Source organism: Magnetococcales bacterium, from assembly GCA_015228935.1.
In the GTDB taxonomy this organism is placed as follows: Bacteria; Pseudomonadota; Magnetococcia; order Magnetococcales; family DC0425bin3; genus HA3dbin3.
This window is the reverse complement of record JADGCO010000006.1, coordinates 77610-90753: the sequence shown is the minus strand read 5'-3', so window position 1 is coordinate 90753 and position 13144 is coordinate 77610. Positions and strand designations below refer to the sequence as shown.

Genomic DNA, 13144 nt, shown 5'->3' with positions numbered 1-13144 from the left:
GTTTCAGCCAGACGATGTGGCGGATTGCCCCGGCGGGGTTCCAGGGTGGTCCCTTTCAGACAGATGGCACCAATCTGACTGAAATCAAACCCTTCCAGATCCAGAAGGTCTTCACCGAACCCCACGCAACCGGAGAGCAAGACCAGGGGCGTTGTCAGGGAGAGACCAGAAAAATCAATATTCAACACCGGTTCATTCATGCCCTTGACCAATGATTGGCTCCGGGGTTTTCCGAACATTTTTTCAGGGAGTACGGAACAGGACTCCTGATTTCTTGATTGGAATGGTTTGCCAATCTTCAATCCTGCTGTATGTCACGCTTCTTGCCACTGCGGGAAGGGAATGTTTTCTGCGGCGAGCAACCGGGTCAGTTCGGCGATGATTTCCATGAGACGGGCACGGCTTTTGGCTTCGACGCGGGCCACCAGGGCGGGCTGGGTATTGGAAACCCGCAACAGCCACCAGGCCCCATCCGGCAGACGCACGCGCACGCCATCGACGGTGGTCAAATCGCTGCCGGCGGCCTGCTGGGTGGCCAGGATGCGTTCCATCACCTGGAATTTGCTCTCATCCGGGCAATCAATGCGCAATTCCGGCGTGGCAAAAAGCGTTGGCAGATCTGCCAAACGTGCTGAAAGAGACAGGGGGGTTGCCGCCAAAAGTTCGATCAAACGAACTGCGGCATAGGCGGCATCGTCAAATCCGTACCAACGGTCGGCAAAAAAGAGATGTCCGCTCATTTCGCCGGCCAGGGGGGCACCGGTTTCCCGCATTTTGGCCTTGATGACGGAGTGGCCGGTTTTCCACATGAGCGGCTTGCCTCCGGCGGCGGCAATGGCGTCAAACAACAACTGCGAACATTTGACATCTCCCAGCACCGTGGCACCGGGACGTTCCAGGAGCAGTTGCCGGGCGAACAGGATCATCATGCGATCCCCCCAGACGATGCGTCCGGACTCATCCAGGGCACCGAGGCGGTCGCCGTCGCCATCGAAGGCGATGCCAAGTTCGGCCCCGGTCTCCTGCATGCGTTGCCGCAACTGTCCCAGATTTTCCGGCAGGGTGGGATCGGGGTGGTGATTGGGAAAGTTGCCGTCCACCTCGGCGAAGAGAACTTCACCGGTGATGCCGGGCAGCCGTTGCAACAGGGAAGGGGCCACAACACCGGCGGCACCGTTGCCGCAATCCATGATGACTTTCATGGGGCGTCCGGGACGAAAATCTGCGGTCATGCGGGTCAGATAGGTTTCCAGGATGGTTTCGGAGCGGATGGATCCACCCGGGACCCTGGGACCTCCCCCGTTTTCCAGCTTGTGGCGCATGGCCTGGATATCGGGGCCATAGAGGGGTTTGCCGGTGCGCATCATTTTCAGGCCGTTGTAATTTTTTGGATTATGGCTGCCGGTGATCATGATGCCGGCATCGGTCTGAAAATGGTGGGTGGCAAAGTAGAGACCGGGACTGGTGATCAGGCCCACATCGATGACTGCCATGCCCCCTTCGGCCAGACCCGTGGCCAGTGCCTGGGCCAGTTCCGGGGAGGAAAGACGCCCGTCGCGTCCCAGGGCAACTGTCGGGGGATCGGATTTGGCACCACCGGCTTCCCGGGCCAGGGCTGCAAAGACCCGACCCAGGTCGATCATCACTGCCGGAGTGAGATCACTGCCGGCCACGCCGCGAATGTCGTATTCCCGGAATATATGGGGGTTTGCCATGCGAATCACCGTCCTACGCCGAAGTAACGAAAGCCCGATTGCCGCATTTTTTCTGGCTCGTAAATGTTGCGAAAATCACAGAACACGAAGCGGCCATCTGCCCGGGGTCGCATGGCGGCCTTGATACGCGCCATGTCCAGATTCCGGAACTGGTTCCATTCGGTCAGGATCAGGATGGCATCAGCCTCCACGCAGGTTTCATAGACCCCTTCCATATAGCTGATATCGGGCAGATATTTGCGGGCGGCGGCCATTCCTTCCGGATCGTAGGCCCGGATCCGGGCACCGGCGCGGAGCAGGGGGGGGATGATGGTCAGGGAGGGGGCATCCCGCATGTCGTCGGTATTGGGTTTGAAGGTCAGACCCAGGACGGCAATGTTGGCCCCGTCCAGGTGGCCATCCAGGGCCATTTTGACCTTGTCGGCCATGCGTTCTTTCTGGTGGCGGTTGGCGGCGATCACCGCCTCGACGATGGTGATGGGTTCGTGATTGTTTTTGGCGGTCGTGGCCAGGGCCAGGGTATCCTTGGGAAAGCAGGAACCTCCATAGCCGGGACCCGGGTGCAGAAATTTTTTGCCGATGCGTTGATCCAGTCCCATGCCCCGGGCCACGCCATGGACATCGGCCCCCACCTTTTCGCACAGATTGGCGATTTGATTGATGAACATGATCTTGGTCGCCAGAAAGGCATTGGCGGCATATTTGGTCAGCTCGGCGGTGGGAATGTTCGTGATCAGGATCGGAGTTTCGATCAGATACAGGGGGCGGTACAACTCTTTGAGAATCTCGATGGCACGCGGGTCGCTGGCACCGATCACCACCCGGTTGGGGCGCATGAAATCCTCGATGGCCGACCCCTCGCGCAAAAATTCGGGATTGGAGGCAATGGCAAAGTCGGCCTGGGGATTTTCCTGGCGGATGATCTGTTCCACCTCCAGGCCGGTGCCGACCGGAACGGTTGACTTGGTCACCACCACCGTGAATTTATCCAGATTTTTGGCCACGGTGCGGGCTGCGGCATAGACATAACTGAGGTCTGCTGCGCCGTCGCTGCCGCGTTCAGGGGTGCCTACGGCAATGAAAACGACATCGCTCTGGCGGATGGCGGCGGGGGCATCGGTGGTAAAGTGCAACCGGCCTGCCCGGTTGTTGCGCTCCACCAGACTGTCCAGACCGGGTTCATAGATGGGGATTTGGCCTTTCTGGAGTCTGGCAATTTTTTCTGCATCATTGTCCAGGCAGGTGACATCCACGCCAAATTCGGAAAAACAGGCACCAGAGACAAGCCCGACATATCCGGCACCGATCATGGTAATACGCATATCAGATTGGATTCCCTGTTGAGGTCGGAGTCATTTCAGTCCAGTGGTTCCCACGCATATCAGGTTGATTTCCCTGCCGATGTCGGGGTCATTCTGGCCCAATGGTTCAGTCGCTCCTGCATGAAGGGGAGCAAATGCCGGCGCAACTCCGGCATTTCCAGGGCCAGGGCAAGATTGCCCATCTGGTAACCGGCCTTGGTGCCGCAGTCGTAACGAATGCCCTGAAAACGATAGCCGTACAGGGCGTGTTTTTTCAGCAGACCGGCCATGGCATCGGTCAGTTGAATCTCCCCTCCGGCACCGGCGCGCTGTTCTCCGAGCAGACCAAAAATGTCCGGTGTCAGGATGTAACGACCGATAATGGCCATGCGCGAGGGGGCATGGGCTGGTTTGGGTTTTTCCACCAGGCCTTTGACCGGGATCAGGCCGGTTTCGGTTTGTGGTCCGCTCGGATCGATGATGCCATACCGATTGGTCTGGTCGGCGGGAATTTCCATGACGGCCATCAGGGGAGATTGGACCTGTTGGAACCGTTCCACCATTTGTTTCATCACGGGTGGGACGGGTTGGCCATCGGGTGTGGAGGGCTGAATCAGGTCATCGGGGAGCATGACGGCAAAGGGCTGGTTGCCCACCAGGTCCCGGGCGCACCAGACGGCGTGCCCCAGCCCCAGGGGGTCATTCTGGCGGACCGAGAATACGGACCACGACTCGGCCACCAGGGCTTCGATCTGGCCCAGAAGGTCAATCTGGCCACGACAGCGCAGCATCTCTTCCAGCTCCGGGGCGCGATCAAAGTGGTCCTCCATGGGAGTCTTTCCCCGGCTGGTGACAAAGATGATCTCCTCGATACCGGCTGCCAGGGCTTCCTCGACCGTGTATTGGATCAACGGCTTGTCCACGACCGGCAGCATCTCTTTGGGGATGGCCTTGGTGGCGGGCAAAAAGCGTGTTCCCAGACCAGCGACCGGGAAAACCGCCTTGCGGATTTTCATGCTGATTTTTTCCTTTTCCATGGAATATTCATGTTCTTCCCTGGGCACGCCACACATCCCTGTTTTGCACATGCCCAGGGGCAAGCCACATCACATCGAACGGGTGTGTTATCTCAGTTGTTTTTGGCTCCCTGCTGGATCCAGCGACGCATGGCTTCAATCTCACAGGTCGTCAGGGGCTTCTTATTGTGGGGCATGCGCAGGGCTGCCTGACCACTGACCAATTGGGTGAGGGTGCTGGCCAGGGCGTTGCCGGCGATGATGATCTTGCCGTTCTTGGTTCCTTTCATGAGACCTTCATAGGAGTCCAGGCGCAGGCCGCTTTCCACTTCGCCCTTGCCTCCTTCCTTGTGGCATTCCAGACAACGATAGACCAGGATTGGTTGGATATCGTTGGCGAAGCTGGTCTCGTTGGAAAAGGCGGACTTGGCCTTGTCCTTCTCCTCGGCGGTCGCTGTGGCACTCATGACCGACAATCCCAGAAGCAACGCCAATCCTGCCCACAACCGACCTGTCCGGGAATCCCTGTGCATGTTGATCTCCTTCACTTTTTTTAAAAAATGGTTCTGGTTTCAACTGACCGATCCAACACCTCTGGTGGCAGAGTACGGTATCCTTTTTACCATGGGTCGCGGGATACGACACCGTTTTTCCAAAATTTCGGGTTACCAGGAAAAGTGAACATGCCATGGCACGGGACCGACGCGATGGATATGGTCACACCCAGGTGTCAGCTCTGTAACTTCGTCATGGGTGATGGTTTCATCCGGGACAGTTTGGCCAATCATATCGCTGATTGTCCAGATTTTTCCTGTTCTGACTTTGCTGTTGTTGCCATGATATCGGTCAGGGGCGCGTATCAAAGGTCGTTCTGGTGGCTTTTAGCAATATTCGTGCCATGTCAGCAGACTTGTCGAGTATGGATCCAGGATACCATCAAATGACTCACTATCCCGGTTTGGAATTGGATCTTTTCGCTCAGGCGCTCAACTGGAAAAAATACCTCACCCAACATATGGCTCCCGAAATCCAGGGATCTGTCCTGGAAGTTGGCGCAGGAACCGGAAACACCACCCTTCATCTTTGCAACCAATCGATTTCCTCCTGGACATGCCTGGAACCAGACCCCAACCTGCTGGCGCACCTGACCGCCCGCATCCATCAGGGGATCATCCCGCCCAGTTGCAAAACGCTCTGTGGAACCTTGACCGATCTGCCTCCGGAAATCCGGTTCGACCGGATTCTTTACGTGGATGTTCTGGAACACATCCAGGATGATCAGGCCGAGTTGCAACGGGCATGCAGTCACTTGACGAATCATCAGGGCCGCCTGATCATCCTGTCACCGGCTCATGAATATTTGTATACTCCTTTCGATGCGGCCATTGGCCATGTGCGTCGCTATGACCGTCATACGCTCCGGGCGTTGATTCCTCCGGGCATGGTCGTGGAAAAGTTGCGCTATCTCGATTCTGTCGGATTGTTGGCCAGCTTGGCCAATCGCCTCTTTTTTCGTCAATCCATGCCCACCATAGACCAGATCCATGTCTGGGATCGGCTCATGGTGCCCCTTTCCAGATGGTTTGACCCATTGTTGCGTTATCGACTGGGAAAATCCATCCTGCTGGTGGCACGGGTGACCTGAAAAAATAATAACGTGCCCGCTTCATTTTTTTATCGGAAACTCTCTGGATTGCTGCATGCTTGCCCGTTTATGGTGATAGAATGAATCTTTTGGTATTCATTGCCCAGTTTTTCATCGTATTCATATACGCCATCCTGTTTCTGACAGGGGGGAGATTTTTAATTTCTATTATATACAAAAATAAACTTCCTGTTTCTTTTATCAATGGCAGTGGTTTCTTTCTGGGGATCGGCGTTTTTTTAACAGTGACACGCACCATTTCTTATTTTATTGGCAATCTCAAATATTCAATTATTTCATCAACCGTGTTCATAATGATTCTTGGTTCGCCGGTTATTTTTAACTATATCAAGCAGAAAGACAATAAACTTGCCTGGTTTGGAGGGCCTTCGATCCACAAAGTATTTTTTAACCTGATTTCCCTCGCATTATTGTATTTATTAATTCTTTTATTCTGGCTCTATCCGGTCGATGGGACATTTGATGTCGTATATAACATGACTGTCCAGCGTTCAGATGCCAGATCTGGCAACAAACCCGGTGAAGTGACTCTCACGCCAATTCGTGAAAATATATTGGATTCAAAGTTTACCGGCGTCAATTCCAGACTTTTCTACAATATGGGATCCTTACATAGTGGGCGATCTGCTCTGCTGGCAGAATGGATGTTTCAAAATAATCATATCCCAATTTTGAATCAAAATTATGGGCATTCTGTTCTGTCCAGTATCACACTATTTTTTGGTCTTGCTGAATATGGTGTTATGATGTTCTTGAATATATGGTTGTATTTTAGCATGATCGCCTTCGGCGTGCTGTCCTATGGTATTTTTAGAATATTTATTCCATCAACTCTCTATGCAAAAATTGCTGCTTTTCTATTCATGACCGGAAATACAGCTCTTTCTTTTGCAAACATTCTTGTGGTGGATACCGGAAATCCATGGATCATGAATGGGTATCCGGATTCTCTGATTGGTCTGGGATCTTTTCTTTCCCTGTTGGTTATTTTCATGTTTTTATCCGAAGCTGGGCAAGGCAATAGAAATCTTGTCCTTCATGGCGTTGCAGGTGTTGTGTTCCTCCTGTTTGGATTTACATCAAATTTGTTGGCAGCACAAAATATAGTTCTTATGCTGGGTCTTTTTTCGGTTTTTTCTGTTTACAAAATATTTGTCAAAAGCAAGATCAAATCATTACATGCCATGGCGGCCATTTTTTTTCTGATTGGGTCTGTCTGTGGCGCATGGATGGGAGGCATGTTGACACCCAAAAAACTGCAAGATAGCTATAACATACCCAGCATGCGTGGTTTAAGCAATTTGAAAGGTCCCGTATTGAAATTGTCGGTTTATTTGCCATTCAATTATCCTTATCCAAAAAATTATTTTGGATGGTTGCCTGGGCTGTTGCCTCCTTATGCGGAGCCATTTCCAGATGAGTTCATTCTTCAGGCAGATAAAAATTCTTCCCTGGCAATCCAATACATAATGAAAGAAAAAAATGTGCAGGCTTTTCAGGAAATTCTCTGGTCGCGCATGGAGATGATGATATGGACAGCCATCACAACAGCATTTCGGGTGGCATTTTTTCCTATCCTGGGGTTTGTTTTTTTGGGATCTTTGCTGTACTCTCTTGGGAAAAAGCAAATTCAGTCCCATCCCCTGCTGCCACAGTTGACTCAAATGCATTTGTTCTGGACCATGGGGTTGCTGGTCTTCGTTTTCGCATTTACTCTCAACTTTTTGTTTGAATATCATGGGTTGAAATGGGAATTAACCCGTTTCCTGGCTCCTGGATATGCCATGGGCATGATATTCTTTATTTTGTGGTTTCATTTTATGGTGGAAAAATTTCAATATAATAGATTGTATTGGACAATCCTTGCTTTTATCATGTCGGTCGGCCCTCTTTTGCGAATGATTGATATCGTTCATGCAAATGTATTTTCCGTGAACACGTTTGACAATCTTGCATACAGAATATCATTGCTCCTGTCGCATCAATTTATTAAGATGTAAAGAGTTTCTCTTCCTCGTTTTTCACTCTTCGCCAAAATCCATTCATAAAACAATCTTTTGGATCTATATTCCCTTTCATTTGGATTAATTTTGACAGGTTTGGAAACCCATGCACGATAAATGCAGCATCCAGGTCGCCACCCTTATACATATTCAGTAGTCCGCCCACTGCCAGGGTCAATTCACAGATATCTTTCTTGAATTGCCTGTAACGGGGATGAAAACGCAATCGACCCGGTGATTCGAGGCTGATGGAATATCCATCCAAGGCAAACGCGAATGGCAATTGTTCTTTTTTAAATAATTTTATGGCACACAACCATGACTCGCAACCATGGGCGATACCCAACCGAATGACCTCTTTCAGGAAATTTTCCGCCTGGTCTTTGGGAACCAGGGGTTGAATTTCCATGAAGCCGCCCGGGAATAATCCACGAACTTCGGGAATTGTATAAGCCAATGGAAAATTGTAATCGTTGAAGGGGATGCAATCTGCCGGCCTTGTCGTGGAAGTTGCCAGAAACTTGAGCTTGTTATGCAGACGCATGGCCGGGCGTCCCATGCAGGGCTGCAACAGGGAATAGGTCGGCTGAATAGGTAACAGTCCAAACAGTCGTCGTGGGCGATTGTGATTGGGTCGGTAGGTGGTTCCAGCCGGAGGCGGGATAAACACGGCACTTTCCAGAATGCCGCGTCCTTCTGGTACAAAGGCATCCAGCCAGGCATAAGCCATGTGGGAGTCGTTGCGGAGTGTTGCAAATCGGGTCAGTAACTCAGAAATGGATGTAAAAGGAATACGTTGGACTGCCAGGTAGGCATTGGCGGGAACGGCGTGCAGTCGCAGGGTAATCCGGGTGATCAGGCCCAACAATCCCAGACTGCCTGGGATGGCATGAAACAATTCGCCTTCGTGGTCCGCGTCCAGAAGGCGGAGGGTGCCATCGGGACACAAGAGTTCCAGTGCTTGCACGCCGTTGGCAAAACAACCGTGATTGAAAGTGTCCTTGCCATGAATGTTGCTGCCGATGGCCCCTGCCAGGGTGACATCCGGAGTGCCGGGTATGCCGCCGATGACCCATCCCCTGGGCAAGGTCAAATCGAGAATTTGTCCCAATGTCACGCCGGGTTCGGCGACCAGAATGCCTTGGGTTGAGTCAAACTCCAGAATGCGATTCAATCTGGCCACATCCACCACCACGGCCTGGGAATCCATGGCCACATCCAAAAAACTCAGTCCTGCACCTCGCGGACAGATGGCTTGGTTGTTGGCCAGCAGCTCCTGACACAGGGTGACCAGGGATGTGTGATCTGTTGGCTGGGCCACCTGGCACTTTTCCAGTATGATTCGGCCCCAACTTTCCAGTTGGGTTGGGATGATGGGCACTGTGCGGGGTGTGTTGTTCATGGTTGTTTTCCAAATGCGGGGGAGGGGAGGGGGAAGTCCAAAAAAACGTATGAAAAACTGGGATGGAGGTCCAGGAGGAAGGGCTGCGCCCTTCCTCCTGGCGGGGTTTGGGGCGGAGCCCCAATAAAAAAATAATTTTCAATTTTAGAGAGAAAGACGATTTTTAGAGAGAAAGACGCTTGAAAATAAATTCCGGCAAGGCCCGAATCACGCTCATGATGATTTGCCAAAACCAGGGCACATAGGCGACTTCCCTGCCGCGCTTGATGGCTCGATGTATGGCCCGCCCGGCAGTTGTTGGTTTTGCCCACAGCCAATTTTTGGGATAGTGGGCGGCAATGGGGGTATCCACAAACCCGGGTTTGATGGTAATGACTTTGACGCCACGGCGGTGCAAACGGTTGCGCAGGCCCTGTAAAAACCGGTCCAAGGCCCCTTTTGCGCTACCGTAGACATAATTGCTGCTCCGGCCCCGATCCCCCGCCACCGAGGAAATAACCACAATTTTTCCGTGCCCGGCATTTTCGCAATAATTGGCCAAATGCGTCAACAGAGAGATGATACTTAGTCCATTGACCTCAAATTCATGTCGCGTCAAGTCGAAGGATGCCTCACAGGCTTTCTGGTCCGGGGCCTGCCCATGGGCCAGGAGCGCCACATCGATGCCACCCATGCTGGCATGGGCCATGGCCACGACAGATTGGTGACGTTGAAACTCCAGCGCATCCATGACGGTCGTTTCAACACGGGTGGCACCTTGTGCCAACAAATCATTGGTCACGGTTTGCAGTTTCTCGGCCTGTCGTGCCACCAGAAAAAAAGTGGCTCCCTCGGCGGCATAAAACCGGGCCGTGGCATGGGCCATGGCCGATGTCGCACCAAAGATGAATATTCTTTCCAAGCCGGCTTCTCCTGTTTTTTGTACGTACACCGTGGCATTCATGGTGAATATTCGATCCATTTTTCCTGTTTTTTTCAATCCCTGGAAAATGGGATCCATCAGGACTCTTTCGTGTCAAACAACAAGGTTTGCTCGTCCATGACATAGGCTGACCAATCTTTTCTGGGCGTGATGGTGACCCGTTGGCGATTGTTCAGGACCATGAAAGTCGAAAAGATGGAAATCAGGAATGCCTGGATACCGATGACCAGACTGAGAAAGCCAATGGTCGAGGCCCAACCGGGCACGGCCCAATCCCAGAACAGGCGAATGGGAACCAGGGCGATCATGACGCAAAAAGAAATGGCACCAATGATCAAGGATGCCATGAGCAGGCGCAGGCTGACGGTTTCCAAATGAACCGAAATTCCGTTCAAGCCATGAAAAATCAAGGCCCACACATTCATGCGACTCTTTCCGAAGAAGCGTTTGCCGCGTTCGGTGGCCAACAGATGGTGAGATTTTTTGAATTCATTGATGGTGGCGGCGAGATGATTCCAGAGGGTGGAACGTGAGGTCAGAGAGAGGAGTCTTTCCCAGGGAATCAGGCAAAAATTGCCATGGGTGATGCTCTTGCCGGTCAGGATGAAGTAGGTCAATTTGTAGAGACGATAGCCCAGACGAAAACCCAATCCCTCCGAGCGTTTATGTCGGTGCGCCAGAATGTAGGCTTCCGGGTGTTCACGGTGGGCCTGCAACAGTCTGAATACATCCTCTGGACGATCTTCACCATCACCATCCATCACGATGATGACTCCCTCACCCGGGGTGGACGCCAGGGAACCCAGACCCACGGCTATGGCGATCTGGTGTCCCATATTATTAATAAGATTCATTATTTTTATCGAGCGAAGCATGGAAAACCGTGCCTGATGCCAGGTTTCCAGGGGTGGTGATATTTCTGAACAATCATTGACCAGCAATACTGAAACTTTATGTGCCTCATCGCGGGTCTGAAAATGCTGTTCAAATAAACGGTCCATGCGCACCAGAAGTTCATGCACGGAGTCCCAATCATTGTATACGGGGATCAGGAGTGTGAGACGAGGGATGGCATCCGTGACTGACATGAATTCACCTGAACAATTTCAGAAAGCCATTGAATTTGACTTTGAACTCGTGCCAGGTTCGCACACCAAAAATGCTGCGCAAAATATAACGGGGTCGCATATAGAAGCGACGATAGGCCTGGCGCTGCAAGTAGACTTGCCGTAAAACCGGGACATGCTCTTCCCAGTGGTCCACGATAAAGCCGGGTTTGGGATCAAGGACCCATTCTATCCAGCGTTTCTTGCTGACCAGGCCTTTTTGTTCAGCCTGATCAAACAGGGAGGTATTGGGTTGCAGATTGAGAATGGATACCTGGCAGTAATCGGGATCCAGTTTGCGGGTGAAGGCGAGATTGTGGAGGATATCGGCCTCACTGCGCTCAAAGGGGAGACCGATCATGAAATCGGCCACCGTTTTGATGCCCAGTTGCCGACACCACTGAAAGACCTGGAGTACCTGGGCAACGGTGGTTCCCTTGCGCAGCTCTGCCAATCCCGCATCGGTGGCTGTTTCGACGCCGAACGAAATCATCCGGCAACCGGCCCGTTTGGCCCGGCGCAGGGATTCATGCGTCACGGTATTGACCCGACCCCGGAAATCCCAGTCGAATTTCAGGTTGCGGCGTTCCACTTCGTCGCAAAATTCAATCAATTTGCGGGATGATACATTGAACAGATCATCATAAAAGTGAAACTCGTCATATCCCAGGGCAAGGCAGGCTTCCACCTCGTCAATCACGTTGGCCGTGGAGCGCCGTCGATAGCGTTTGCAGGGCACATCACAGAATGTACACAGGTAGGGACAGCCACGACTCGTGATGATGGTGGCGAGGTGGGCACTGACACCGAGTACACTATGATAACCGATATGGCGAATGTGGCGACGATCCGGAAAGGGCAGTTCGTCCAGATTCTCCACGTATCCCGGCATCACGCCCAGGGTTCCCAGAAAGCGCTTGTCATGAAAAGGCCGATCACGCCAGGCCTGGATTGAATCCCGGGTATAAACCCCTTGAATCGTCGTAATATCGCCCTGTGTTTCCAGGGCATGGACCAGTTGGGTGAAAGCCATCTCTCCTTCACCCACAACGATGGAATCAAATTCCGGCAACTGTGCTGCTTCGAAGGGAAAGGCTATCGGATGGTGACCACCCATGCAAATATGGGCCTGGGGTACGATTGAACGCACGGTCCGGGCCACCTGGATCACATCAAGCAGTGAAATGGTGAAACTGGTGATCCCGACAACATCGGGTTTGATCTCTGCGATGATGGCGGGCAATCTGGCCTGAGTAATCTTCTCCGCGATGCAATCGATGAAATGGAGCTGGTGACCTGTCGAGTGTTCCTGAAGGTAGGTCAGGACGTACAAGGCTCCAAGAGGGGGGAACAAACCAAAATCGTCAGCCTCCAAATAACCTTTACCTTTTTCATCAGGATATGTAATAATAGTATTTTCGTCCGGTGGATTGAGAACAAGTACCTTCATGATGTATCAATTGTCCGCTCGGTTGTTGTCCATGAACATGAAAATTTCCGATCCGATAATATCCAAACAGTTCCCGTCTTGAATCGCTGCCGGGAAAGTCTTGAACGGGAAAGTCTTGAACGGGAAAGTCTTGAAGATGCCAGCAGCTTGATCCAGCCTAACACAATCCCGACTGGAAGAGCAGGCAGAATCATCGGGAGCAAACTCATTTTTCTCAAGCCATGACATCGATATGAAGGGGTGTTTGCGCGGGGATGGGATTCATTGTGGGGGGAATTTTGGTGTGCAGGATGGTGCCGAGACTTTGATCGGCCAATTGCATATGGGCATAACGCACGGAATCAGGGGCACGAATGGTCACCTTGTCCTGGATGAAGGTTCCGATTGCGGCAGATTCTTCCTCGATTGGGGAGGCTTTCCCCGGCCTTTCCGGCGCAACCTGGACCATGCTGCCTTGAGCCGCCTGATAGGACCTGCTCGCTGCCGGATGAGAAAAAGGAACCTGGGACGTTTGAATATCCATATGCCTGATCCTGATGGTTCGAAATTATGTTCTTTTTCAA

Annotated in this window: 13 protein-coding genes; 3 read left to right on the top strand and 10 right to left on the bottom strand. The window is 52.2% G+C overall.

Going from position 1 to position 13144, the window contains the following annotated elements:
* The 5 genes from HQL65_03395 to HQL65_03375 all read right to left on the bottom strand — a co-directional run.
* On the bottom strand, positions 1–200 hold a 200-nt coding region (locus tag HQL65_03395; GenBank protein ID MBF0135257.1), incomplete at its 3' end, for a dihydroorotate dehydrogenase.
* Between the two features lie 114 nt (positions 201–314).
* A complete protein-coding gene (locus HQL65_03390) occupies positions 315–1715 on the bottom strand; it encodes a phosphomannomutase/phosphoglucomutase (protein ID MBF0135256.1) in 1401 nt (466 codons plus the stop codon).
* 5 nt (positions 1716–1720) lie between these two features.
* Complete coding sequence (locus tag HQL65_03385) at positions 1721–3037, bottom strand: UDP-glucose/GDP-mannose dehydrogenase family protein (GenBank protein ID MBF0135255.1); 1317 nt, start codon at positions 3035–3037, stop codon at positions 1721–1723.
* 59 nt (positions 3038–3096) lie between these two features.
* On the bottom strand, positions 3097–4032 hold the full coding sequence (galU, locus tag HQL65_03380) for a UTP--glucose-1-phosphate uridylyltransferase GalU (GenBank protein ID MBF0135254.1): 936 nt from the start codon (positions 4030–4032) through the stop codon (positions 3097–3099).
* 113 nt (positions 4033–4145) lie between these two features.
* Complete coding sequence (locus tag HQL65_03375; protein ID MBF0135253.1) at positions 4146–4565, bottom strand: hypothetical protein; 420 nt, start codon at positions 4563–4565, stop codon at positions 4146–4148.
* On the opposite strand from HQL65_03375, the gene HQL65_03370 reads away from it, so the two are divergent.
* The 3 genes from HQL65_03370 to HQL65_03360 all read left to right on the top strand — a co-directional run bounded on the left by HQL65_03370 (position 4564) and on the right by HQL65_03360 (position 7698).
* Positions 4564–4713, top strand: coding sequence for a hypothetical protein (locus HQL65_03370; protein ID MBF0135252.1), 150 nt, complete (start codon positions 4564–4566; stop codon positions 4711–4713). The genes HQL65_03375 and HQL65_03370 overlap by 2 nt on opposite strands.
* Positions 4714–4972: 259 nt before the next feature.
* Entirely contained in the window at positions 4973–5677 is a 705-nt protein-coding gene (locus HQL65_03365; GenBank protein MBF0135251.1) for a class I SAM-dependent methyltransferase, read from the top strand.
* An 80-nt stretch (positions 5678–5757) separates the two neighbouring features.
* Positions 5758–7698 carry a hypothetical protein gene (locus tag HQL65_03360; GenBank protein MBF0135250.1) on the top strand — a complete coding sequence of 647 codons (1941 nt, stop codon included), beginning with the start codon at positions 5758–5760 and terminating at the stop codon, positions 7696–7698.
* On the opposite strand, the gene HQL65_03355 is transcribed toward HQL65_03360, so the two are convergent.
* The 5 genes from HQL65_03355 to HQL65_03335 form a co-directional block, all read right to left on the bottom strand.
* Positions 7688–9103, bottom strand: a complete 1416-nt coding sequence (locus tag HQL65_03355; protein MBF0135249.1) for an FAD-binding oxidoreductase — start codon at positions 9101–9103, stop codon at positions 7688–7690. The two genes, HQL65_03360 and HQL65_03355, sit on opposite strands and share 11 nt — an antisense overlap.
* A gap of 163 nt (positions 9104–9266) precedes the next feature.
* The gene (locus HQL65_03350; GenBank protein ID MBF0135248.1) at positions 9267–10004 is read right to left on the bottom strand and encodes an SDR family oxidoreductase; all 738 of its coding nucleotides are present in this window, start codon (positions 10002–10004) and stop codon (positions 9267–9269) included.
* A gap of 98 nt (positions 10005–10102) precedes the next feature.
* Complete coding sequence (locus HQL65_03345) at positions 10103–11113, bottom strand: glycosyltransferase (protein MBF0135247.1); 1011 nt, start codon at positions 11111–11113, stop codon at positions 10103–10105.
* Positions 11114–11117: 4 nt separating this feature from the next.
* Positions 11118–12506 (bottom strand): B12-binding domain-containing radical SAM protein, encoded by a 1389-nt coding sequence (locus HQL65_03340; protein MBF0135246.1) that lies wholly within the window; start codon positions 12504–12506, stop codon positions 11118–11120.
* Between the two features lie 289 nt (positions 12507–12795).
* Positions 12796–13104, bottom strand: a complete 309-nt coding sequence (locus tag HQL65_03335; protein MBF0135245.1) for a hypothetical protein — start codon at positions 13102–13104, stop codon at positions 12796–12798.
* Positions 13105–13144 lie beyond the last annotated feature (40 nt).

Excerpts from the sequence above, each read along its gene's own strand:
- HQL65_03390 (MBF0135256.1), bottom strand. The coding sequence starts at position 1,715 with ATGGCAAACCCCCATATATTCCGGGAATACGACATTCGCGGCGTGGCC.
- HQL65_03385 (MBF0135255.1), bottom strand. The coding sequence starts at position 3,037 with ATGCGTATTACCATGATCGGTGCCGGATATGTCGGGCTTGTCTCTGGT.
- galU (MBF0135254.1), bottom strand. The coding sequence starts at position 4,032 with ATGAAAATCCGCAAGGCGGTTTTCCCGGTCGCTGGTCTGGGAACACGC.
- HQL65_03370 (MBF0135252.1), top strand. The coding sequence starts at position 4,564 with ATGTTGATCTCCTTCACTTTTTTTAAAAAATGGTTCTGGTTTCAACTG.
- HQL65_03375 (MBF0135253.1), bottom strand. The coding sequence starts at position 4,565 with ATGCACAGGGATTCCCGGACAGGTCGGTTGTGGGCAGGATTGGCGTTG.
- HQL65_03365 (MBF0135251.1), top strand. The coding sequence starts at position 4,973 with ATGACTCACTATCCCGGTTTGGAATTGGATCTTTTCGCTCAGGCGCTC.
- HQL65_03360 (MBF0135250.1), top strand. The coding sequence starts at position 5,758 with ATGAATCTTTTGGTATTCATTGCCCAGTTTTTCATCGTATTCATATAC.
- HQL65_03355 (MBF0135249.1), bottom strand. The coding sequence starts at position 9,103 with ATGAACAACACACCCCGCACAGTGCCCATCATCCCAACCCAACTGGAA.
- HQL65_03345 (MBF0135247.1), bottom strand. The coding sequence starts at position 11,113 with ATGTCAGTCACGGATGCCATCCCTCGTCTCACACTCCTGATCCCCGTA.
- HQL65_03335 (MBF0135245.1), bottom strand. The coding sequence starts at position 13,104 with ATGGATATTCAAACGTCCCAGGTTCCTTTTTCTCATCCGGCAGCGAGC.